This window comes from Thiocapsa rosea (assembly GCF_003634315.1).
Taxonomy (GTDB): Bacteria; Pseudomonadota; Gammaproteobacteria; order Chromatiales; family Chromatiaceae; genus Thiocapsa; species Thiocapsa rosea.
This window is the reverse complement of the sequence record NZ_RBXL01000001.1, coordinates 3303601-3327855: the sequence shown is the minus strand read 5'-3', so window position 1 is coordinate 3327855 and position 24255 is coordinate 3303601. Positions and strand designations below refer to the sequence as shown.

The following is a 24255-nucleotide window of genomic DNA, read 5'->3' as shown; positions in this document are numbered from 1 at the left end:
GCAACATCCCCCGTAAACAACTCGTGAAACGGCTCGATGGAGACTCCGTATAAGTATCGCCTTAGGAACCACGAGAAGGAGCGCTACTCCCATCTCTTCGCCAATCCGCCGCATAAGCAGCCGAATGCGCAACCGCTCGATGACTATCGGCCTCACGATGCTCAATCGGACCGCCACGAGGACGCTACCTTTGCCTGCCCGTTGCGCGTTCAAGCACATACCACCATCCAAAGTGCACAGCATCAAGCCACCCGAACGGAGCCCATGACCTCCTTGACATCCAGCATCGAAGACTGCTGAAATCCAACTTGAACGCGCGATAGACGCTGTAGAGAGGATTAACCCAAAAACGGACAGTTGTCTCAGCCTCGCTTGACGCCAGCGGCGAGCACTCCAGATAGGTACTCACTAACGCACATCCTGTCACCTCCTCGACGAGGCCATGCTGCAGCCAGAAACGGGGATTCACTTCCGTGACCTTAAATTGATCGGATATCGTATCGAAGACAAACTCCATCTCGAAAGGCCCCTCATACGATAATGCCGCAAGGATCGCTCGAGCTTGCTCCATCACCCCCTTTGGCGGCGGGATTAGTTCGACAAGATCTCCACCGCCCACTCCCGGCGGATACTGCAAGACCTTGCGTGAACAATATAGGTGGCGTACGGTAGTGCCATACCAACCACATACGGAGACATTATCCTCATTGCGAATACTTAGTAACTCTTGGAAACAGAGATCTGCCCGACAAAGTCCCCTCGATGCATAATCCGCCAGCGCAAAATCAAACTGCGATGGGTCTCGCACCAGCTTTACCCGCTCCCTTTGCGCAACACCAAACCAAGAGAAACGCGGTCTGACGATGAATGCCTCTCCAAATACCTTGAGCGGGTCTTCCTCCCCAGAAATCGTACGGGGAATCGCGGCTAATCCACGGTCAGCGACAAAAATGCAGAAATCATATCGATCAAGCACGCAGTCCATTCGGGCGACGGCGCCAAGATGAAACTTCAGCACCGTACTCGGATACATCTTGCGCCATGAAGCGAACCCCGGATGATATCGCTCATCCGTAAACAACACCGCCACACGTTCTGCGGAGCCGAATCGTGCATGAATTTCCCCGGGCAGATCTTCAGGATTCCTTAGTTCGACAGCCCACTGCGAGACACCCGGGTTCAATAAACCCGCCAAGCCGGGATTCTCGGATTGATCACGCAAGAGTATGAGTGGACCCTTCCAGCCTAGACGCAGAAGATTACGGACCAGTGTATGGGCATTGATGCCGGTACCACATACAATAGCGACTTGCCCGTCGGATATCATACTACCCTCATGTTCATGTTACTTATCGTCCTGCGTTCCACTGGCTCTTGACCTAAATCAAATGGGTGCAGGCCCACCGACAAGCCCAACGACCAATCGCGTCTTGCCAGCCCGTGTCAGCGACAACTCATCGCAGGGTACCGGCTGCACCACGACAGTGCACCCGAGCTTCTCGCCAATCGCTCGAATCATGGAACTGATCTCTGCGTCAGCTCCGTCGCCTGCCGGGACATAGTTGAGCTGGACAAGTGTTGGGTCCTTTTGTACTAACTGGTACGAGCGTACGTACTTCAAATCCCGGAAGCGCCCAGCGAAAAAAACCCCCGAAAGTTGAACCCCGTTGTCCCCGATTATTACATCCTGCGTTCTTCCCTGAAGCTCTTTGATTACAGTCAAAGTCCTTCCGCACTCGCAAATCTCTCTCGTTATCGAGCCTAGATCGCCGATCTCATAGCGAATTAGGGGCATCCCAACGTTTCTCAGATCCGTCAAAACGATCCGTCCGACTCTATCCCAAACCTGCTGGCCCGCTTCGTCAAGAATCTCCACTATAACCTGCTCGTCCGTTACATGAAGTGCCCCTTTATTACACTGGAACGCAATACCCGACACTTCATTAGATCCATAATACTGGAAAACCTGACCACCGAAGACGTCTTCTAAAGTAGTGCGCTGATGTTGGAACAGCATCTCACCCGTTACCAGTATAATCGGGATCACGATCTCCCTCGGTCTCAGTTCAGACGCCAATCCAAGCAAAGATGTCGGGTAGCCGGTGATGCATCTTGGTCGAAACTGCTTGAGTGCCGGAATGACCTCTGCTCTCAAAACGCCCTGATCTGCACATGAACTAAAGCTCACGGCGTTGAGAAGGGCTTGCCGGAGCTTACCGAGGCGAGACACCCGTCCATGAGCCTTAATGGACGCTGTACGATCTCCTAACTGGAGCTCCGCCCAACTATGCCCCCGTAAGATAGAGGCGCTAACCTCCGCCAAACCGCGTCGATCCTTACATACCCGTAGCGGCTCCCCAGTGCTGCCGCCAGTTTGAAAACACTGTAGCCTGACGATATCCCTCCGTCTCGTTTGAAGCTCTGTCCAATGCCGACGGACGTCCGCTTTATACAATAACGGGAGCTGTGCCAAGACTTCTCTCGCGGACACACCATCTGACTTCAAGGGATCATGGATTAGACGACGGTAATAGGGGCAAGACTGGACCGCTATGTCCAACAGCTCCATCAATCGAGTGCGTTGATACGTATCGATCTCAGCTCTGGGCCAGTACTGGCTGACGGCAAGTTCCTTTCGTACTGCAAGTGCGCGCCCTGACCCCTGCCCTCCAAACACGCGGAAGAGAGAGGTTTTGACCTTTTGCTCCAACACTTGGGAAATCCTCTAATTCTTCGATTGGTACCTGGAAAGGCCATGCGTGGGCAGCGAGAGATCACAGACTCTATTCAAATTGCGCGAGGTGTTGAGAGCCGGGTCATTCCGGCCTTCGTACGGCAACCTAGTGTGCATCCAGACGATCATCGCAACCCAAAGCCAAAACAGCCTCTGATAGAGCAAAATCTTAACCGGAAACCAAAGAATCAACACTACCCCTGTTGCAACGACGGCAACCACCAATTCTTTTTGCAAGGAATCACCAAACGTTCTCGTCCTCAACCACACGCTACGCTGCCACACCAACAGGACGACAAAAAAGGTAAGAAAAGATATCGATCCAAGTATCCCTGTCTCCCCTACAAGACAACTCACCGTATCGTGTGCGTCTCGACCCATGAGATAGTTACGCGTATTACCTAGCCCGACTCCGACCAGAGGACTTATCTCCACGATATCGAAACCCTGAAAAAGAATCTCCATACGCTTTTTCATAGAGGTCTCTTCTTCATAGTTCTCGATCGGCCGCATAATGCGTTCGCGAGTATAGTCATCGGACATCATCACGCTGACTAACAACAGCCCGACCAACAGACCGACGCCAATATAGGCACCTTCAGATCGGAAGCCCATCAATTGCCGCGCCACGACGTAACAGAGCACGAAAATCAAAAAGGGATAGATTGTGCTTCGCGATACCGTTAGAACAATTACGAATGCCATCAAAGTCGCTGTGATGGCGAAAAATATCCGTGCCGACTTAGCTTTCGACGTAAAAAATCCCACCATTACAAATGGAAGGGCGGTTAACAAATGTATCCCTAGGACATTCGCATTGCTCGTCAAGCCTTCGAACCGGACACCCTCTCTCGTCTGATGAATATTCCCGAGCACCTCGCCACCTTGGGAGAACCCTACATACTGGAGGACTGCTACAGCGGAGCCTATCAAAGCCCCCAGCGAGATGACCCAGATGAGCGCTACCATGTCGGCTCTTGACCGAATCAAGTCAATGATCATTATCGACATTGCGACGAGCATTACGATACGGATCCACATTGAGAGCGCAGTCCCTGGCTCTTCTGCCATCAGCGTACCTGCAAATGTGAAGAATAAAAAAAACGCTAATGGCACAACAATGGTTCGCTCACGGCGGTTGGCCATGAGTGTTCGGCGAAGCCCGTTTCTGTTCAATGCCCAGCCGAGGAGTGCGATTGCACCGGAGAGGCGGCCAAGCGTCAAGCCCCCCGGCAATATACCGTAAAAGAAATACTCGATCTGCAGAGAAATCAGCATCACGTAAAGGCCAAGCAGCGGCTTCTTCAGTGAGACCATCAGCACACCGAACAATGCTAAGATCAAGATTGCTGCCAGCATTAGGAGCCTCGTCGTTCGGACCCGCATGGTTCCGCATGATGTATCGGATTCTGCTTATCATGCAGATGAGCGTCGATTACGGTGGATCGAAAGAGGGTTGCAAGTGGCTTTGCCGCGAGCCCTCCTCGCCCTGTTAATCCGACCCCAGTGATCGAAGGTCTCAACCGGCTAATCGTTTGCTCGCGGTAGCAACAGAACGAGTGATCAGTCGGTGCGGCTATTCGCTCAAGTAACTCGGTGTAAAGGAATCGCCTGGCCTTGATCATCGGTTGGTCCAAAACGGGGTGTTTCAGTAGGCGATCAAGCATCCTGAAGGAGTGGCAGGAGCGTCGGGTAGGCGTACCCTTGGAAGTGCAAACTGACCGAGGGAAACGCCGTTGTCCGATGCCCCTGCCTGTGTCGACTCTAGTGCAGATCGACGCCCCACGCCAATCCATGGTCGCTTGGATCGCGCCAAGCACCTGCATGCGGTGGCGCAAGCCCGGCAGGATGGGCAGAGTCAACGCGCGGCGGTCATCGGCGCCGGCGTGGCGCGCAGCACCCTGCGTCACTGGAACGCGTCCCCTGCGCCATTGGCGCCGGCGGCGCTGTCGGCCTTCGTCGAGACGCCCGAGGGCGTGGTGTGGCTGCGCCGGATTCTGGTCGCTGCGCACTGGAGCATCGGCGAGCAGGGCGGCGCGGGCGTGCGCGTGGTCTGCGACTTTCTCGAGCGCAGTGGACTGTCGGCGTTCATCGGCGCCTCCTACGGCGCGCAGCAGGCCTTCCAGACCGACTTGGAGGAGCAGATCGTCACCGCCGCCACCGAACTGCGCGGGACGCTGGCTCAAGCCATGCCCCATCGCACACTGAGCATCGCCGAAGATGAGACGTGGAAAGACGGCATGCGTTTGGTGGGCATCGATGCGGTCTCGAACTTCATCCTGCTCAAGCAGAGGAGCGATGCGCGCTCGGCGGCGGCCTGGACACGGGCGCTCGAGGGTGGGCTCGAGGGGCTGAATGTCACGGTGGTGCAAGGCACCAGCGATGAGGCCAAAGGGCTGTTGGCACATGTCGAGCGTGATCTGGACGCACACCATGCCACGGACCTGTTCCATCTGCAGCATGAGGTCAGCCAGGCGATGAGTCTGTCGCTGAAGCGCACCGAGCAACAGGCCGAGACGGCGGAGGCCGAGGCGAAGGCGCGCTGGCAAGGCGAATGTGCCGCCGAGCAGGCCTATCATCGGCGCCGCCATGGCCCGGGACGCCCGCCGGCGTTCGCCGCGCGCATCGAGGAGGCGCTGAGCGCCTCCGTCCAAGCCAGCCTTGCGCGCGAGCAGGCCCACGCGCACCGCGCCGAGGCCAAAGCCCTGATCGGTGCGTTCAGCGAGGTCGATCATCCCTACGAGATCCAACAGGGACAGGCGCAAACCCCCGAGCAGTTGGAGACGCGTCTGGGAACGCTGTTTGCGCGCCTGGAGGCGATCGCCGAGGAGGCGGATCTGTCCGAGCGCCTGCGCGCACATCTGGCCAAGGCGAAGCGCTTGACCCATAGCCTCGTCGCCACGCTGACCTTCTTCTTCATGATGGTCAACACCCGGGTGCAGGCGCTGGACCTGGCACCGGCGATCGAGCAGGCGATGCTCGACGACCTGATCCCGGCGCTCTATCTGGAGCGCGCCGCCGCGCGCAGCACCCGCGCCGAGCCCCGTCATCGACTCCGGGAACTGAGTGCGCAGTGTCTCGCCCCGCTGAGGCAGCCCTCGCACCCGATCCAGTCACTGGATCCGCAGACCCGTCACCATCTCGAGCAGGTCGCCGGGGAGTGTGCCGATCTGTTCCAGCGCAGCAGCTCCTGTGTCGAGGGACGCAACGGCTTCCTCGCGCTCTATCAGCATGGGCATCACCGCCTCGGCCCGCGCAAGCAGCAGGTCTTGACCGCCCTGCACAACTTTGCGATCAAGCGGCCCGACGGCACCACGGCCGCCGAGCGCTTCTTCGCTCAGCCCCACCCATCCTTGTTCGAGCAGGTGCTCGAGCGCATGCCCTGGCCGGCCCGACCGGCCCGACGACGACCGCGCCCGGCAAGGCAGCCGTACCTTGTCCCTGTGGCGGCTTAGCAACGGTGGACCAATCGATGATCAAGGCCGAATCGCCTTGATCGGCTAGTGACTTTTAGATGTCATGGACGCCGCTTGTCCACTATTGGAGGGAGATCGGCCGCGCGGCACGTCTAAGAACTAAAGACTGCGGCTGGAACGTGCAATAACCGATTCGGCGCTGTACCCTGACGCTCGAAGAAGCGGTAAACAGGAGGCTCTGTTCGCACCGATGTCAAGGGCCAGAATGAAGGCTCTGGTATAATTATATCGAAGGGAATAGCTGGGCCATAGATATGATGGCACGTTTGGAATACGCTCGAAAAGAAGGTTAGCATCCTCTCGGGCGCGATCTCCGATTCGGCGACTTCAAGCTCAATAGGCTGACTAAATGGCGCCCAGTCCCAACGAAGTTCAGCAGCTAGTTGCTGGACAACGTCCATGTCCTCTCCTGGATGCGCTCGGTAGCACAGCTGCTTGCCCCCGAAGAAAGTACGGGAAACGAAGGCCAGTATGGCAATAAAGGCGCGTACTGAAGCCTCGCTGGTCGTGTAGAAGGGCTGCCCCACAAACCACACCGAGCCGGAGCGATTGCTTGGGCGGCGGAGCCTGCTCCGAAGAACATCGTAGTTGTTTTTTATAACAACAGCCCCTTCGGAGCGGCCGTCCATCGCGCGCGGATAGGCAGAGAAAATGACATCCGGCTTGATTTCTGACGACGTGCCGGGCCAGCCAAGCCAACGAAGAGGGCTGGGCTGCTTATGATAAGAACTCGTGGCCGGAGAACTCCCGACAGGAACTGCGTCCGCGGCGCCATCGTCACATCGCACGACCTCTCTTGCTCTGACGTCGTGTGCGAACCTGCGATGCCATTCGGAGCGCTCGTTGCCCAGCAACACCCACTGCAGGTTTCCGGCGCTTCTGACATGTCGCGCCACTGCCGCTAGCTCGCGGCGAGCGATGAGAGAACGTAGTAGCCTCCTGGCATGGATCCCGAGTATACGAGGTCCGGAGGCATGCTGCTCAGGCCAACGCATCACTCGGTAGATCTCACACTCGCATTCAACCGGAGGGAGGCGTTCGAAATAAGACCACGCATACTTGCCCATCAACACGACAAGGGTCAGCCTTTGCACATTGAGGGCATAAACCGCTTCGCAAACGTTCAGGTACTGCAGCGGTGTGGAGACAATTGCAGCTCCATTGTGGCCCGGTGACAATGTATGTGTTGGGCTTTCGGGCATCATTGATCTTCGCGAAACACAAGTAAGCTCTAGAGGGAAAGTAGGAACAGAACTTGATGAACAGGGGGCCGAAGTCCTCGTCGACCAAATAAAAATAGAAATGGTTACACATCACCGTCCCGCGGGTGAACCAGGGGTACGGCTGGCCGGTTTGGGTGCTGATCTTCTTGATCATGCGGAAGCTGGCAAACCGTTCCTGCGCCTTGCCGATGTACAGGACACCCTCGGGTTGAGCGAAGTCGCCGAGCCGCTCGCGGGTCACGTCGTCCTTGCGCTCTCCCTTGGCGAAGGTCACGATCTCCACGCCCTCGCGTTGTGCAAACCCTTCGATCGCCTTGACGAAGGCGCGGCTGATCGGGGCCATCAGCACCGTGGAGGCGACCTTGGCACCGCGATGGACCTTGAAGAAGTTGGCCACCCCGCCACCGGTCTGCAGCCGCGGCTGATACAGGTTGAGATACAACCGGTCGATTCCTTCGAGATCTAGCGTGACCCGATCGTTCAGCAACTCACCGACGGTTTGGTCTAACATGATGACAGGCCCCGGTTGACATCTTGGCCACGCGCCACACGCCGCTACGTGCGGCTACCAACGGAAGTTTAGCCTTCCGTCGCTCAACCGGGGCCGCCCGACACCCGAGCTCACCCCATGACTCGTCGGTCTGAGGCGAAGCCTCGCTAGCAGGTGGGCCTTCTTTCGATCATACATAGCGCACCTCTGGAGCCCGGTATCGTTTGGAGGTTGGCTGCGCGGTTGTTCACACAGGTGGCCGTAGGTCACGAGCAGCGCTTGGATCGTATTGTGCGGGCGCACGGCTAGCGGATCACTCGACCGGCGTCCCCGAAAGCTTTCGGGACGGCGCGAAGCCGTGCATTCAGAGATTCCGCAAAATGTTGCAGGGGTTTATAGCTGCAACCTCAGACAAGGACTAGGATACGGCCAATCGATCTCCTTAAGGTGAGCTTAACTAGCTCAATTTACCCGTAGCAACGCCTCGCATGCTTCGAAGTCGGCCAGGCTGTCAATGTCCAGCGAGCGCTTTGCCGGCATCTCGATCATACCGATCCGCCCGGCCGCAAGCGTACCTGTGGTACGGAACCAGTCCGCATCGAAGACATAGACCGCGCCGTTGGGCCTGTAGAGCGGGGGCAGCTCGGCTCGGTTGGCGAAACAGTACGAAGGGTCCGAGAGCGGCACAAAATGGTCACCCTCGGCCCTGCCCCATTTCAGCACCCCGGAGTCGGCACGCGTTGCGCTAAGCACGAGGTCGAATCCACCCTGTCGGTGCACATCTATCGCTGCCTGGATGTCGGAGGGGTGTCTGAGCGGCGAGGTTGCCTGAAGCAGCACGACGCGCGTTGGCTCCTGGATTATCCCCATCAAGACGTGTCTGAGGACCGCGTCCATCGGCACGGTATCGCCAGCCAGTTCCGCCGGACGGGGCAAGACCACCACGCCTGGCGTTGGCGGCGTAAGGGTCAGTGCCTCGATATCGGTCGAGATGACTATGCGAGAGATTCCCGCGGCCCGCGCCTGCACGATGGCGTGTTCGTAGAGGGGCCGCCCGGCTAGAAGCCGCGTGTTCTTTCCCGGCAGACCCTTCGAACCAGCGCGCAGGGGGATCAAGGCCATGCATCCACCTGCGTGCTCCGCCTCACGCATCACGAGCCTCTCGATTCCATGGCAGATCGTGGAAATTTTTCTGCAGGGGTCGGTTCCAGAAGCCTTCGTCGTCGAGAATGTGCCGAAAATTCAGCGCTGCATTCCCTCCGCCGAACTCGGTGCTGGCGGGAAAGCGGTGACCCCAAACCGTCGCCAGGAAACGGCCGATCGCATCGTGATCGGCGGCCTCGGCGTGATGCACCGATGGACTGAACGCCCGATTGGTCTGCCGCGTGCCGATATCCAGACTGGGCACACCCAGGAATGGCGCCTCTCGTACACCCGTGCTGGAGTTGCCGATAATGGCACTGGCATGACGGAGTAATTCCGAGAAATGGGCGAAACGCATCGACGGCAGGGCGCGGAAGCGCTCGTGCGGTTGCGCCTCGATCACCCGTTGGATCGCGTCTGATCCTGGGTCGTTGTTGGGGTGGATCACCACGAAACACCGCCCCGACCCGGCCAGCACGGCAAACAGATCGGCGGCCTGTTTTCCCATGAAATCCGCTTCGGATGTGACCGCGTGCATGATGACGATGCCGTAATCATCGAAGGGGATGTCGTAGCGTGCGCGCACCGCCTCGAGCGTCACCCCACTGTCGGCGCGGTGTGTATCCAGCTCGGGCGAGCCGATCACGTAAACGCTGTCATCTGTCTCTCCCATCGCCAGTACGCGGGTCCGTGACTGTTGGGAACTGACCATGTGGCAGGCCGCAAGTTTGGTGTTGCAATGGCGAAAGATCTCGTCGATCGTTCCCGAGACCTCACCGCCTTCGATATGGGCACAGCGTACATAGTTGATGGCGCAGACCAAGGCCGCTGCCATCGCCTCGACGCGGTCGCCATGCACAACGACCAAATCGGGGCGCAAGATCCGCAAATGGTCCGAAAACCCAACCACCGTCTTAGCAAAGATCACGTCCTGCGGGTCACCCTCGCGGTGGTTGAGGAATTCGACCACCCCCACGCCCTCCATGCGATGCACCTCGATCTTCGTCAGGCCGTAGCGTGGCAGCATGTGCATTCCGGTGACGAAAAACGACACGCTGTACCCGGCATCTCGGGCGGCCCGCGCCAGGGGTTCGAGCTTGCCGAAATCGGCGCGGGTTCCGGTGACGAAGTGGATCGATCGGGGCACTCTCATACCAAATCGCTCCACTTCAACTGCTCGTTGCGGCGCAGTGCACGGGTCAGACGCCGACCGACGACCTTGTCGAACTCGTAGCCCGGAATCTCGCCGGACCCGGGGCGCCGCGCCCAAATATCGCAATCACTTAGAGTATGGCCCGCAGGGAGGTCGGCGTCGGCAACGACGCTGGATCGCGCGAAACGGTAAACGTCCTCCTCCGGCTCTGTTCGTTGCTTGTCGTTGTGGAGAGCGACATGAATCTCTCGGCTGCGGTCGATGAGGAAGCGCAGCTCGGCGGGGTCCATCGAACACGCGATGTCAGGCCCCTGACGATAACGTGTGTCCGTGAAATGCCGCTCCAGGATGCAGGCGCCGAGCGCCACACTGGCCAACGCCATCTCGGGACCGATGGAATGATCTGAAAACCCGATCACGGCCCTCGGAAACGCAGCCCGTAGATCCGTGACACCCTTGAGCGACACGATCTCGGGTGGACTCGGGTAAAGATTCGTGCACTCCAGAAGCGCGTAATCAATACCCGCAGCATCAAGTATCGCCACGCTGGGTCGGATCGATTCGATGCTCTGCATTCCCGTCGACATCATCACCGGCTTGCCGAAAGCGGCGATATGTCGAATCAACGGAAGGTTATCGCACTCCCCCGAGCCGATCTTGAACGCCGGCACACCGATCTCGTTCAGGAAATCCGCCGCGGCCCGCGAGAACGGCGTGGAAATGTAGATCATCCCCAGCCCTTCCGTATACGCCTTGAGTTCTATTTCGTCGTCGAGCGAGAGTGCGCATTGCGCCATCACGTCCCAGATCGATCGATCGGCATTCGGCGGGAAGATGTATTTGGCCTCCTCCGTCATCTCGTCATCGACGATATGTGTTTGGTGCTTGATGCACTCGCATCCGGCCGCCGCCGCGAGACCGACCATCTGCTTGGCGACCTTAATGTCGCCGCCGTGGTTGATACCGATTTCGGCGATGACGAGTGGCATAAATTCTACGCCGATTAACCGGTTCTTTATCCGCATGATGCCTTGCATGTACCTCGCGCCTTTGTTGCGCACAAAAGAAATTATGGAAACCTCAATAGATTAAAGACATGAACTAGAAGCTCAAGCACAGGTCGGGGCAAGTCTGCGGCGATTTCGTGTCAAGCTCACCCATCGCCTAATGCGACATCCATCAATTACAATGAAGATTGCCGTGGCAACAATCAATCTATAGAAAGCGAATAGGGTTCAAATAGATTCGGACGTAGAATAGAACTCCTTGATACGCCGGGACATTATGTCTCGCCGCGCATTCAGGCTCTCGCGGTCTTTCTTAACAAAATCGTCATAAGTGTCAATTTTAGAAAGGGCGGTCTGGAGAGCATCGAGCAACCCATTATAAACAAGAAAATTTGATTGCGCGCCCAAACTCGCGATTGCCCTGTAATTCGGAGAATTCGTTGGAAAAAGCACCACACCGCCCATTCGCCTGAATAGGTGACTACCACCTAAGGAACCTCTTGCCTTTAAGATCAGAAAATCAAACCTTGAAAGAGCCTGGACATAATCATTGAACGGCGCAACGCGCAATGATTCAAACCTGATATCAATACTCAATAACCTGCCTCCGGCAAAAGCGACGAATTTCGCGATCTCGCAATATAACCAAGAAAAAGGCGAACGCAGGATCATTCTAATAGGATGACTACTCCAGAAGCCAAATTTCACTCGGGAATTTCGAAGGATTTTTCTTGACGAAAACAAAAAAAGTACGACAGCCTTTGCCGCCTGTCTATCGAATTGCAAAGAACTCGGCTTGGCGCCAAACAGAACGCGAAAGGATCGTTTGTCTTTTCGCTCGATCAACGGGATACCGCGGAGTGCGCTGTTGGGTGTAAACCCTGCGTTGAAATCCGATATATTGACGTGTCTCCCGAGAACCGTTTCCAACATGTTTCCCCACGGTTCATACAGACATATAAAGTTATTCAGCTGGCTCATCAACGATATTGTTTTTTCATTTACGGAATTGTCAATGCACGGCAACAAGCGACCATGTGCCAAGTATAGGCCGTACCACCTGCTCACTTCATCGTCCGTGATGATGATGAATATTCTTGACGGATCCACCGCCAATTGATTTATTACGACATCAATAACATCCGAGTTCTTCGAGCGTAGCGACAGAAAATGTATCTTCAACGCGGTCCTAAAATCGAATCTAACCAGCTCTTCGATGTCGTATACCTTATCAAGCCTAGAAACCACGCCATAATCGTCCGTTTCCTTTATAAAAGATTCTTTACTGTGGAATAATACAACATTCTCCGGCTTCAGATAGCCATCAAGGATCTTGTGCGCAATACAGGCATACGTAAATTTATTATTGGTGTTATCAATAAAAACGAAATAATTCATCGACTGATTTTCGATTAACATTGGTACCGTAGACATTTGATGCCTCTGTTACGTTTCCTGTGGGTCAGGGCTTGACTCCGCCCCGGCCGGTTCGCACCCTTTAGAGCACATTTCGTCAAACCTGTTGCTGGGCCTGTGGGCATGTGGGCGCGAGGCCCGAGAGTGTGGTCAACCGGTGGGCCGCGCCGGCGATGAGCTCGCAACCGGCACGGCCTTGCTCGGCGCGGTCCAGGGGTTGTCCACACGGCCCGCAGGGCTCGGGCCGGTCCGTAGGACGCGTCCACATGTCCACAGGCCAACCGCCGGAGGTCGCCGCCGTGGATTCCGCATCCTTGTTCACCGTCGCGTTGGGGCTGCAGACACCTTGGGAGGTCCGCGAGGTGGCCTTCGATCCGAAGGCCGGACGCATCGATTTCGCGGTCGGCTTCGCCCGCGGGACCCGCTTTATCTGCCCGCACTGCGGGGCGGAGCACCAGCCGGTGCATGACACGCAGGCGCGGGAATGGCGTCATCTGAACTTCTTCCAGTTCCAGGCCTACATTCAGGCCAAGGTGCCGCGGGTGCGCTGCGGCGCCTGCGGCAAGACCACCCAAGTCGAGGTGCCGTGGGCGCGTCCCGGCACCGGCTTCACCCAGTTGATGGAGGCACTGATCGTCGCCTTGTGCCGGGCGATGACGGTGCGTCAGGTCGCGCAGCTGCTCGGGGTAAGCGACATGCGCGTGTGGCGGGTGCTCGATCATTATGTTGAGCAAGCGCGTGCGCAGGAGGACTTCTCCGGCGTCACCGCCGTCGGTCTGGACGAGACCGCAGCGCGGCGCGGGCACCATTACATCAGTCTCTTTCACGATCTGGAGGCGCCGCGGCTGTTGTTCGCCACCGAGGGGCGCAAGGCCGAGGTGGTCGCGCAGTTCGCCGACGACCTCGAGGCCCACGGCGGCTGCGCGGAGAACATCCGCGATGTCTGCATCGACATGTCGGGGAGCTACCGCAGCGGGGTCGAGGAACAGCTGCCGTGGGCGAACATCACCTTCGATGAATTCCACGTCATCCAGCTGGCCAATCAGGCCGTGGATGCGGTGCGCCGCGCGGAGGTCAAATCCACGCCCGTGCTCAAGCGCAGCCGCTACATCTGGCTCAAGGACCAACAGGACTGGAGCCGCCGTCAGCTGCGCCAGTACGTCGATCTGCGCCGCCTCAACCTCAAGACCCACCGTGCCTACCGCATCAAGGAGAGCCTGCGCGAGATCTTCCGCCTGGCCAACTCCCGCGAGGAGGCCGAGGCGTTGCTCACACGCTGGTACAGCTGGGCCCGGCGCTGCCGCCTCGCGCCGATGAAGGACTTCGCCAAGACCGTCAAAACCCATTGGGACGGCATCCTCAACGCCTTCGATTCCAAGCTCACCAACGGCCGCGTCGAGGCGGCGAACGGGCTGATTCAGGCGGCTAAGGCCAAGGCCCGCGGCTACGGCACCGTGCGCCATCTCATCACCATCGCCTACCTGGTCGCAGGCAAGCTCACGCATCTGCCGGCGTGTCCGTTTGCGAACAAACAGTGTGCGAAGGCATCAACATGATCCGGGGAGACCTGGACGGTTTACCCACACCAAACGCAAGAGAGCCCATTTGATTCAAACGGTCGCAATCGGCGTCACCGGCGACCCAACCGCGCCCGGTAGCCGCAGCGGCGGTGCCGTCAACAAAAACCTCGATCTGCCGTGCGTACGCAGCCACTCAGCCAGATCGGCCAGATACCAAAGCTCGCCGAGATGCACGCCCAGTTTGAAGAGGCAGTGTTCATGCAGCGGCAGGCTCGTGCCCATGTAACCTTCGGGCAACGGTTTACCGACCGATTCAACGGCCAGATTGTCGGCGACGATGGCGGCGACACCGCTGTCGGTGATCCACTGCAGCAGTTCATTGTCCCGCCCGTCCAGAACCGCACACGCCTGCTTGATGGATGGATCGGGCTTCCCTTGCATCCGCATGATGGCCTGGTCGAGCCCGGTCCAGAGACAGAGGATATCGCCCGGCTCCGCAGTCACGCCGTCAATCTGCATCACACGCATCAGTTCCGCGTATCCGACCTCCTTGCGCGGCGTTTCGCCGAAGTGACGATGCAGATCGACCAGGACTCCTCGCCCTTGAACGCCGTGAACGGCCATCTGCTCGATCCCGAGCGCATGCGCCGCGACCCCCTGGTCAGCATCCATGACGATATGCTCGCCGGCGCGGAATCCGTTGTAGTAGACCGGCTCCGGAACACCGTCGCCATCGGCGTCGAAGAGTGCACCGCGATGAGCCAGACTATCCCATTGCGTGGAGTACTGGGTATACAAGAGCACCGCGTCATCGCTGGCGACATCGGTCAGCCGTGGATCGAAGTCGCGCCAGACATAGTTGTAGTACGGGGCCTTGTTGCGGATGACCGGGCGCAATTGCGGTGGATGCCGCACCGGGCTCAGGACCTGCCCACCCGGATAGTCGAGCGGCAGGCTGAGGCAAAAGGTCTTGCCGGTCTTGACCTCGGCGACCCCTTTAAGGACCTGCTCGGGGCCGATCAGATTGAGACGGCCGAGCTGATCGTCGGCGCCCCAGTCGCCCCAGGTTGAGCCGTCGGGGCGATGCTGCCATCTTGGTTTTGTCATTTCAGAGGGTATCGTGCAAGGCTAAAGATGGTGGCTTGGATCGCTGCAACGAGCGACGCCTCGGTAAGGAAAGAATAAACTCTGTTGCATCGTGTAGTCGCCAGGGCAATCGCATCAGAGAATTAAGATATACTTTTAGACAGAACATCATGTTGCGGCCACAATGCGCAGATTTTTCTGCCATATGGAGTTGCGACGATGATGACGCCGGAAACCGATTCCTCTCTTGTGGGCCACTTCAGCATGCTGGAAGACCCTCGCGATGCGTTGCGGCGCCGGCACAACCTTCTCGACATGGTGATCATCGCCATTGCGGCGACGCTCGCCGGCGCCGACGGTTGGGTGGCCATCGCTCAGTTCGGTCGCGCGAAGGAGGTCTGGTTTCGGCAGTTCCTGGAGCTGCCCAACGGCATCCCGTCGCACGATACCTTCGGACGCGTCTTCTCCCTGCTGGCCCCCGACGCGTTCGAGGCGTGTTTCCGGGCCTGGGTGGCCTCGATCCGCACGGTGATCCCCGGCGAGATCATCGCCATCGACGGCAAGACGCTGCGCCGTTCCCACAACCGCGCCAAGGGGTTGGCGGCGCTGCATCTGGTCAGCGCGTGGGCGACGGCCAACCGGGTGGTGCTCGGGCAGGTCGCCACCGACGCCAAATCCAACGAGATCACGGCCATTCCCCAATTGCTTGCGCTGCTCATGCTCAAAGGTGCCATCGTCACCATCGATGCGATGGGGTGTCAGACCAAGATCGCCGAGCAGATCATCGACCAAGGCGGCAACTACTTACTGGCGCTCAAAGGCAACCAGGGCGTCCTGGCGGCGGAGGTGGAGGAGGCATTCATCGAGGCCGACGCCAAGGACTACGCCGGGGTCGAGAGCGAGGCACTCGACACCGTCGAGCGCGGCCACGGCCGGATCGAGACGCGCCGCTACCGCACCCTCGGGGAGCTGTCCGGCGTGCCGCGCAGCGCGTTGTGGAAAGGCATGAACATGATCGGCATGGTCGAGTCCACGCGCGAGATCGCCGGGAAGATCTCGCGCGAAACACGCTTCTTCATCGGCAGTATCGGCACCGGTGTGGTCGACTTCGGGCGAGCTGCACGCGGTCATTGGGGCGTGGAAAACGATCTGCATTGGAGCCTCGATGTGGCCATGCGCGAGGACGACTGCCGCGTGCGCGAGACGCAGGCCCGCGAGAACCTCGCGGTGTTGCGCCACATCGCCATGTCGCGGCTGAAGAACGACAGCACCAAACTCGGCATCAAGAACAAACGTCTCAAGGCGGGCTGGGACGAGCAGTACTTGGAGAAGCTCCTCTTTGATGCGCCACCGAGCGCGGGGCAAAACGCTCCATCAGGTTCTCCAAATATTAGCCGCGGTTGATGCGATTGCCCTGCTTAAGTCGCCCCTACACCGTAAGCGTCCGGGCAACTACCGGATTCCCCCCTCCCTTTTGAGGTCGTCCATTTTCAGATGGTGCGGCAGCAGCGCCGCGACCGCCTCGGGGGACTTGGCACTCGGCAGGTGCTCGAAGAGGTGGTTGAGGGAGGCCCAAGGTTCCAGGCCATTGGCCTTGGCGGTTTCGATCAGGCTGTAGAGCAGCGCGCTGGTTTCGGCGCCCTTGGGACTGCCGGCGAAGAGCCAGTTCGTTCTCCCCACCACAAAGGGCCGGATGGCGTTTTCGGCGGTGTTGTTGTCGATCTCCAGGTGCCCGTCCTCGAGGAAGGTGATGAGGATCGGCCATTGGCCGAGGGCATAGCCGATGGCTTCGCCGAGCAGGCTCTTCGGCAGCACGCGGGTGGCGGTGCGATCCAGCCACTGGCGGATGCGCATGAGGATCGCTCTGCTGTGCTCGGCACGCCCGCGCAGCCGGGTCTGGGGATCGGCGTCGCGCAGGCGCCGCTCCACCGCATAGAGCTCCCCGATCAGGGCCACCATCTGCTGCGCGGCACCGGCGTTGCGCCCGTTGGCGGCATCGACGAACTTGCGCCGCACATGCGCCCAACACCCGGCGTGGCCGACGATCCCGGGCGCAGCGGCGAGGACACCATAGGCGCCGTAGCCGTCGGATTGCAGATACAACGGCAGCGGCGGCGGATCGACGTCGGCGGGGAACAGCACCCGACGGGGAACCTCCGCGGCTCGGCTCGGGGCATACTCGAACCAGCGCACCGGTGTGTCCGGCGGCCCGCCGCAGAACACCCACATGTAGGAGTCTTGGGTATTCTCGCGACCGGGCTCGCGCAGGACCTGCACCGGCGTCTCGTCGACATGCACCACCGGTCCCCGGCGCAGTAGCTCTTTCAGCGCCGCCGCGACGGGCTGCAGCGGGGTTTGCAGTTGGATGAGCAAGCCCGCCATGGTTTGGCGCCCGAGCGCGATGCCCTCGCGTGCGAAGATCTTCTCCTGACGATACAGCGGCAGGGCATCGACGAACTTGCTCGTCACGATGGAGGCCAGCAGCGAGCTGTGGGCGATCGATTTAGGGATGATCTGCGCCGGGCGCGGGGCGATCTTCACGCCCACCTCGGCACCCGGCACGTCCTCGTCACGGGCGACATACTTGGCGCGCTTGTATTCGATGACGTAGGTCTGACGGGGGATGACCGCCAGTTGCTCGGAGCTGTCGTAGCCGATCAAGACCCAGTCCTCGCCCATGGCGGCCTTCTCCGCCGCGGGTAGATCCAGAATGCGCTCCACGCGCGGCAGATGGCTCGGCAGGGGCCGGCGCACCGGCTTGTCCTTGGGCGGCGCGACGGTGTCTTCGGCGCGTGTCGCCGGCGGTGCGGTGTCGGCCGGCAGCTCGGCTTCGAGCGCGGCGATCAGCGCCTCGAGCTCGGTCTCGTCAAACAGTCCGAGTTGACTGTCGGGGATGCGATCGGCACTGCGGCCGAAGCGCTTGCGCCGCAGCAGCTCGATGTATTCGAGCAACTGGTCAATGCGCTGCGTTTGCTGCTGCAGGGTATTGGATTGCTGCTCCAACCGCAGCGACTGTTCGGCCCGCTCGCGCTCGGATTGCGCCAGTTGATCGTTCAACCGGCCAATGATCCCGTGGAGCATCTCGGGGTCATTCGGAAGTCTTTGAAGCGGGCCGTCCATGAACTGAATAATACCGGAATACCGACCTTCATTCGAGCGTGATCGCGTTTAAAGCAGGTCGAATTCAGCTCGTCGATGGGCTTTGACACGGTGCGGATCGAGCCCTTCGAGCAACCAGCCCAATTCGCGGATCGAGAGAATCACCGGTGCGACGCTCTGCGGCGCCGGCCACCAAAACCGCTCGCGCTCCAAACGCCGATACCACAGCCAGAAGCCGTTGTTGTGCCAATAGAGAATCTTGAGCTTGTCGCGGCCCCGATTGCAGAAGACGAACAGATGGTCCGAGAACGGATCGGCCTGAAGGACATCGACCACCAAGGCCGCAAGACCGTCGATCTGTTTGCGCATGTCCGTGGCCCCTGCAGCCAGATACACCTGCGTGCGTGCGCCGAAGCCGATCATGCCGTCGTGCGCTGCGCGAGCACATCCACCACCCGCGCGAGCGTGGCGCCATCGCACCCGGGCGGGACCTCCAGGCGCACGCCGCCACCGAAGACGACGGTCAGCACCCGATCACTGCGCGCCGGCGCGAGGGCGTCGCCGAACTGCACCGGCAGCAAGCGTACCGGCGACTCGGCGCGGGATCGCGCCGGCCCGCCGCCCGCGTGGTGCTCCCGGCCGAAGACCGCCCGCCACCGCGACAAACTCCCGGTCGAAATGCCGTGGTGTTCGCAGTACTGGGCCTGCGTCAGACCGCTGCCCGGCCAACCCCTGACCAATTCCCGCCACTGCTCGCGACTGCGCCGCTTCTCTGCCATGCTCTTCCCCTCGGTGCGTGGAACATGGCGGCATCTTGCAGATCGCGCAGCACGCGGGATAGATGTAGTTCGCTGGACGCTTACCCTACACCCTCGGTAGGGCCTTCCTGATAATCACGGCCGTGGCTGACGAACAGTCAGTCGTCAGGGCTTCCAGCCCTGATTCTGTAAGGCCAGGATGACCTGACTACGGAGTCGGCCGCGGATGTGGTCGAAGTTAATACCGAGTTCACCACAAGAACAGTGGAGCTAGTAGCCGTGAAAATCATCGACACCATCACGCCATTTTTTTTAAATTCGATTCAATTTCTCAAAAATGACGTCGAAAGATACACTTTCGCCGGACCGGCTGTGAGCTAAATCGTTACGTCGCGCAAAAAGTGTTTTCAGTTCCTGCAACTGACGTCTCAAACAAACGTTCTGTTTTTCCGCAGCCAACCAGTTATCAACCAGTCGTGCCAGCGCGATACGTTCATCCGATCCATTTTTTTCGTACAAATTCAAGAACCGTTGATGATGCTTTTGCCCGTTGTCTCCATGAACGCGCCAATCAAAATCCCGCCGAATTCCTCCCTCGCAAGCTGCAAACAAGGAGAGCGCCGAAAACAGCTCGTGCTTATCCAGATTAAGCTCGTAGTAAGTCTGCCACTCTGCTTCCGTCATGCCAAAAAGCTCATCGAGCGTTTTGTCGCTGATGTTCAAGCGAGTTTCGCGCATCCAGACATAAGAACCCAAACTGACCAAGCCATCTCTTGTCGAAACATACCAGTCGTAGGCTTGATCGATCGTTGGGAAGGGCGGCATCGCTCAATCAACCAAGCACGATTTCCAGCAGGGGCAAAAGGCTATCTTCTTCCAACAGAAAGTGACCTTTCCGGCCATGCTCCGGATAGACATACCACTGCCATTCACGATCGAGGGGTGCGTGACTTGTCTCCCCATCTTCGACATCGGCAATCAATCGTGCGCGACCACGTGGACCTAGAACATCCACACGCCCGAACGCGCCCATAATCCGACTGCCTTTTGGTTGAAAAACAACCTCATTGCCTCCGATATGGATCGCCAGGCCAGGCCAGGCGCATCGTATCGACCGAGATACTCCTCATTCAGGGAATGCTCGGTCGAGTAAATGTCTTCACTTGCCACTCCGGCTGAAACGAGTTTTTCTTGAATACCCGAAAGGAGCTTGCCGAGCTCCCTCAACCATTTTTCTTTGCGCGCGCTCCAATCGGTCGCCGAGGTCGGTCGGCCCCGATGCGACTGGATGAATAATTCAAGGTCAGTCATGAGCATGTTCTCACGTTGTTGTCGACCACCGGGCGAGCTCGGTGAATTGCGATCCTGCGAGACCGTTGCCACCGGAGTCACTGTAGCCCACAGCGTTCAACGCCGCTCCACCTGCGCCAACACCGCATCCACCATAGCGCCTGCGGAGCCGGTGTAGTTGGCGGGCTCCAAGAGCGCGTCGATCTGAGACGCGCTCAGATGCGCGGTGACCAGTGGATCGGCGCGCAGTGCGCTGCGCAGGGTGTCGCCGGCCTCCATGGCGCGGCTGGCGGCGGCGTAGACGATGTCGTGGGCCTGGTTGCGGCCGGTGTGCGGGGCGAGGCCCATCATGACTGCCTCGGCCATCAGGAAACCGCCGCCGCTGTCCAGATTCGCGCGCATCCGCTCGGCATCGACGGTCAAACGATCGAGGATGCCGAAGGCCTGTTTCAGTGCACCGGAGGTCAGAACGAAGGCATCGGGGATCACCAACCACTCCAACGGCTGACCCGCAACGGAGCGTTCGTGCTCCTGGATCATGGCGGTCAATTGCGTTCCGACGCACTCGCGCAGACGGTTGCCGATGGCGATGATGATCGGACAGGCGATGGGGTTGCGTTTTTGCGGCAGGGTGCTGCTGCCGCCCCGCCCCGGGGCAAAAGGCTCGCGCACCTCGTCGACCTCGGTGCGCATGAGGGTTGCGATCTCCGTGGCGATCTTGGCCAGGGTCGCGCCCACCATCGCAAGCCAAAAGATCGCCTCGGCCCAGCCGTCGCGTGCCGTATGCCAGGAGATGGACGGTGTTTCGAGCCCGAGCTCGCGCGCCAGTGCGTCCAGAACCGCGTGCCCGTCCTGACCGAGCGTCGCCAAGGTCCCGACGGCGCCGCCGAACTGGCACACCAGTGCACGGCGCTTGATCTCGGACAGGCGCTCGCGATGGCGGATCAGCTCGTCAAGCCACACCGCCGCCTTGAAGCCGAAGGTGATGGGCGCCGCCTGCTGCTGGAAGGTCCGGCCGGCCATGACCGTGTCGCGATGATCGCGGGCGAGGCGCGCCACCGCGCCGATCACCTCGTCGATCTGCGGCTCGATCATCCCGAAGCCGTCGCGCATCTGCAGCACCAGGCCGGTGTCGACGATGTCCTGGGTCGTGGCGCCCCAATGGACCCAGCGGGCCGACTCCGGGGAGCACGCCTTGGCCAGTTGATGCACCAAGGGCAGGATCGGGAAGCCGACGCGCTCGTATTCTTCCTTCATAGCGGCGAGATCGAGCCGCTCGATCACCGCCGCTCGACTGATCTCTTCAGCCGCGCCGACCGGGATCAAGCCGAGCCGCGCCTGCGTGCGCGCCACCGCGGCCTCCACGTCCAACCAAGAGCGAAAGCGCGACTCGTCCGAAAAGACATGGCGCATCGCCGGATTGCCGAAGGTATCGCCGAAGTAAAGGCTGTCAATCAGACTTGAGGTCATGTAGCACCTGGTAACGACAACAAAGATCCTCTGTTCATTCTCAGAAGTTTCACTCGTCGGCTCGTCCACTCCCTCACAAGCTCCGCTTGGTTATGTGCTCAAAGTGTCGCAAATTCCCCGCGCCGGCTTAACGAGCTAGAGTTTCCCTGCTGCGGTCACCATCAGAACTATTAGAGCCCGTTCAGTCCAAGCTCGCGCGGTCCAACATCTCCAAAACACGATCACGCCGATTAAACATCAAAACATCGATGATAGAAAGACTGGGAACAAAATGCTCATCAAATTGCTTGTAAGGCTCGACATGCTCCGCCAGAAAACGCAACTCGACGCCGTGCTCAAGAAAAGCGGCTCTGTTGTATAAAGCCCGTCCACCGCTGCTATTGACGTAGGTGGCAGATCCGGTCTGATGACAAATGGCAACGAGTCGCTGCACGCGCTCCATACCGAGACTATCCGAAAACTGCTGGCTGGATCGCGTGAAACGCGTCGTGATTCCAAGGTGCTCCGATATCATCCTTACGCTTGTCGCAGCAAGATCGGCAATCGTCGAACCTGCACACTCAAAGCAGGATTCCACAAGCTTCAAGGTCTCCGAATAGAAAGGGGCCCTAGCATAGGCCATGTGTAGCGTGCGAAGCAGTTGGGTCGAATTGTCTATCCAGCCGACATCAGTAATCCGCTTATTTGGGCTTGCGCCACTCGCCCGCACCGTAAAATAGCTCGGCTTGCTGTTGACCAATACACGATTTCGATTAATCCATCCGCCCTTTATATAGCTGACATCGTCATAGAACACAAACCAGTCAACGTTCCGCACCAACTGAAAATAACCGATGTAGGGAAAAAAATATGGCTGCATAACCGCAACTCGCATTCGCTGCCCCTCCGACAGAATACAACGAATGTCACTGCCGCAGCCTTTCTGCCGAGATTCAGAGCCATCCCTGTATGTAAGAATGTCTTGAACGCTCATCGTAATAGTTACCCGACCTTATTCTGAAACACGATACACGGAAACTCTGTTCATCGTAATGAAATCACAAAAGTTCTTTCTCCGAAAACGATATTGGTTCGTTACTTGAACCATCTAAAGGATAATTATCCGCGTTGAAAGCAAGCGGCTTCATCAACATCGAATTGCCCTCAGAATCAGTCACGCGACACCTGGCCATTACTCTCCTTACAACTTCCGCAAAGTTACGCTCGTCTACCGCCACTATCTTTATCCTGGCAATAACATGATTGAGTGAGCCCGTGGATTCTATTCGATCACCCGGCTGGGCCTGCTGCATCACATGTATTACTTCCGGGTTCTCTTCTGCAATGACATCCAATCCATCGATCGCATGTATCACGCCAGGCATGGCATTGACGAAAACCGTACCACAAACTTTATCAAATCTGCTGTTGTCAAAGGTAAGGCTATCATCTCGAGATAGCATTCTTCCGGTTAACGCATACCTGATCAATCTCTTTAAACTATTCGTCCCATTGACATACTCGGTGAAGTTGTAAAACTGTCCGCCTCCTAAACGAAAACCAGCCTCGTTCACATAAAATCGATCTGAGTCAACAAAGCCTTGGATTGATAAATAACAATTCTTAAGCTCTATATAATTCGCCAGACGCCGCACGCTTTCATCCACCTCGCTCAGGTATCGGTCGATATGAATAGAGGGGAAGTACTGACATAAAGGAACGGCGCTAAAACCAGGTATCTCGTAGCTTTTAAATCGATCGCAGAGCGCAGATAGAACAATCTCCCCATCACAAATGGTATAGCATGCCATAAACTCCATCTTATGATCTAAGAACTGTTCGATAATATATCTCTTGGATTTTGAATAAATGGCGGCGTAATCAATAGACTGTGAAAGTTCATTTCGATTTTTTACGAGCCGAATCCCTCGTGCACCACAGCTATCAGATGGTTTAATGACGAGCGGGTAATCGCTATAAGAATATGCCTCCTCTAAATTCTCGCAATCTACTGTTATTCCATCAATGATCGGCACCGAACATATCTTACATAACTCCTTAAACCTCGATTTGTCGGTTAATTGAGTAAACTGATCTGGAGTACCATAACACCAAAGTCCGGCCCGATGACATAGAGCCACGTAAGGCTCAAGTACAATATCAGTGTATCCGGTCAGGACCCCGTCTATCTTATCTTTGCTTATCACTTCCAACAGAGCGTCAACATCGAAAATACTGATATCATAGCTACTATCGGCTAGAAGTTTAGCGGGTGAAAGCCGTCTATCTTTATGCCAGTCTACAACAGTGGAATGCACACCCAAAGCGTGTGCCGCCTTTACAATATCTACCCACATCGGCGCGCCGCCGAGAATCAGGAGTTTCTTCCCTTCAATATCGCTCATCGGAGA

Annotated in this window: 20 protein-coding genes; 3 read left to right on the top strand and 17 right to left on the bottom strand. The window is 58.1% G+C overall.

What is annotated here, in order from left to right:
- Positions 1–184 precede the first annotated feature (184 nt).
- The 3 genes from BDD21_RS14950 to BDD21_RS14940 form a co-directional block, all read right to left on the bottom strand.
- On the bottom strand, positions 185–1327 hold the full coding sequence (locus tag BDD21_RS14950; protein ID WP_120797817.1) for an ATP-binding protein: 1143 nt from the start codon (positions 1325–1327) through the stop codon (positions 185–187).
- Positions 1328–1384: 57 nt separating this feature from the next.
- Complete coding sequence (locus BDD21_RS14945; protein ID WP_120797816.1) at positions 1385–2047, bottom strand: phenylacetate--CoA ligase family protein; 663 nt, start codon at positions 2045–2047, stop codon at positions 1385–1387.
- Positions 2048–2725: 678 nt separating this feature from the next.
- Complete coding sequence (locus BDD21_RS14940) at positions 2726–4093, bottom strand: O-antigen ligase family protein (RefSeq protein ID WP_120797815.1); 1368 nt, start codon at positions 4091–4093, stop codon at positions 2726–2728.
- A 443-nt stretch (positions 4094–4536) separates the two neighbouring features.
- Here BDD21_RS14940 and BDD21_RS14935 point away from each other — a divergent pair, with 443 nt between their 5' ends.
- A complete protein-coding gene (locus tag BDD21_RS14935; RefSeq protein WP_120797814.1) occupies positions 4537–6189 on the top strand; it encodes a DUF6399 domain-containing protein in 1653 nt (550 codons plus the stop codon).
- A gap of 1041 nt (positions 6190–7230) precedes the next feature.
- Here BDD21_RS14935 and BDD21_RS14930 read toward each other — a convergent pair.
- From BDD21_RS14930 to BDD21_RS14910, 5 genes are all read right to left on the bottom strand, one after another.
- Complete coding sequence (locus BDD21_RS14930) at positions 7231–7944, bottom strand: hypothetical protein (RefSeq protein ID WP_211335068.1); 714 nt, start codon at positions 7942–7944, stop codon at positions 7231–7233.
- A 441-nt stretch (positions 7945–8385) separates the two neighbouring features.
- A complete protein-coding gene (locus BDD21_RS14925; RefSeq protein ID WP_120799946.1) occupies positions 8386–9045 on the bottom strand; it encodes an acylneuraminate cytidylyltransferase family protein in 660 nt (219 codons plus the stop codon).
- Between the two features lie 22 nt (positions 9046–9067).
- The gene (gene neuC, locus BDD21_RS14920) at positions 9068–10219 is read right to left on the bottom strand and encodes a UDP-N-acetylglucosamine 2-epimerase (RefSeq protein WP_245969926.1); all 1152 of its coding nucleotides are present in this window, start codon (positions 10217–10219) and stop codon (positions 9068–9070) included.
- Positions 10216–11256, bottom strand: a complete 1041-nt coding sequence (locus BDD21_RS14915; protein ID WP_211335067.1) for an N-acetylneuraminate synthase family protein — start codon at positions 11254–11256, stop codon at positions 10216–10218. The genes neuC and BDD21_RS14915 overlap by 4 nt, the downstream gene beginning before the upstream one ends.
- Before the next feature lie 198 nt (positions 11257–11454).
- On the bottom strand, positions 11455–12624 hold the full coding sequence (locus BDD21_RS14910) for a hypothetical protein (protein ID WP_147431097.1): 1170 nt from the start codon (positions 12622–12624) through the stop codon (positions 11455–11457).
- A gap of 284 nt (positions 12625–12908) precedes the next feature.
- Between BDD21_RS14910 and BDD21_RS14905 the strand changes: the two genes are divergently transcribed.
- Positions 12909–14198 (top strand): ISL3 family transposase, encoded by a 1290-nt coding sequence (locus BDD21_RS14905; protein ID WP_120797760.1) that lies wholly within the window; start codon positions 12909–12911, stop codon positions 14196–14198.
- 54 nt (positions 14199–14252) lie between these two features.
- On the opposite strand, the gene BDD21_RS14900 is transcribed toward BDD21_RS14905, so the two are convergent.
- Entirely contained in the window at positions 14253–15269 is a 1017-nt protein-coding gene (locus BDD21_RS14900) for a cyclase family protein (RefSeq protein ID WP_120797811.1), read from the bottom strand.
- Positions 15270–15470: 201 nt separating this feature from the next.
- Here BDD21_RS14900 and BDD21_RS14895 point away from each other — a divergent pair, with 201 nt between their 5' ends.
- Positions 15471–16652 (top strand): ISAs1 family transposase, encoded by a 1182-nt coding sequence (locus BDD21_RS14895; protein ID WP_120799944.1) that lies wholly within the window; start codon positions 15471–15473, stop codon positions 16650–16652.
- Between the two features lie 48 nt (positions 16653–16700).
- On the opposite strand, the gene tnpC is transcribed toward BDD21_RS14895, so the two are convergent.
- The 8 genes from tnpC to BDD21_RS14855 form a co-directional block, all read right to left on the bottom strand.
- Positions 16701–18305 (bottom strand): IS66 family transposase, encoded by a 1605-nt coding sequence (gene tnpC / locus BDD21_RS14890; protein WP_342769608.1) that lies wholly within the window; start codon positions 18303–18305, stop codon positions 16701–16703.
- A 111-nt stretch (positions 18306–18416) separates the two neighbouring features.
- Entirely contained in the window at positions 18417–18770 is a 354-nt protein-coding gene (gene tnpB, locus BDD21_RS14885; RefSeq protein WP_120797809.1) for an IS66 family insertion sequence element accessory protein TnpB, read from the bottom strand.
- Positions 18767–19126 carry an IS66 family insertion sequence element accessory protein TnpA gene (gene tnpA / locus BDD21_RS14880; protein WP_120797808.1) on the bottom strand — a complete coding sequence of 120 codons (360 nt, stop codon included), beginning with the start codon at positions 19124–19126 and terminating at the stop codon, positions 18767–18769. The genes tnpB and tnpA overlap by 4 nt, the downstream gene beginning before the upstream one ends.
- Positions 19127–19417: 291 nt before the next feature.
- Positions 19418–19930, bottom strand: coding sequence for a hypothetical protein (locus BDD21_RS14875; protein ID WP_120797807.1), 513 nt, complete (start codon positions 19928–19930; stop codon positions 19418–19420).
- Between the two features lie 177 nt (positions 19931–20107).
- On the bottom strand, positions 20108–20416 hold the full coding sequence (locus tag BDD21_RS14870) for a hypothetical protein (RefSeq protein ID WP_147431095.1): 309 nt from the start codon (positions 20414–20416) through the stop codon (positions 20108–20110).
- Between the two features lie 96 nt (positions 20417–20512).
- Positions 20513–21865, bottom strand: coding sequence for a class-II fumarase/aspartase family protein (locus BDD21_RS14865; RefSeq protein ID WP_120797805.1), 1353 nt, complete (start codon positions 21863–21865; stop codon positions 20513–20515).
- A gap of 181 nt (positions 21866–22046) precedes the next feature.
- Positions 22047–22838, bottom strand: coding sequence for a WbqC family protein (locus BDD21_RS14860; RefSeq protein ID WP_211335066.1), 792 nt, complete (start codon positions 22836–22838; stop codon positions 22047–22049).
- A 64-nt stretch (positions 22839–22902) separates the two neighbouring features.
- Positions 22903–24249, bottom strand: a complete 1347-nt coding sequence (locus tag BDD21_RS14855; RefSeq protein ID WP_120797803.1) for an ATP-binding protein — start codon at positions 24247–24249, stop codon at positions 22903–22905.
- Between the last annotated feature and the right edge of the window lie 6 nt (positions 24250–24255).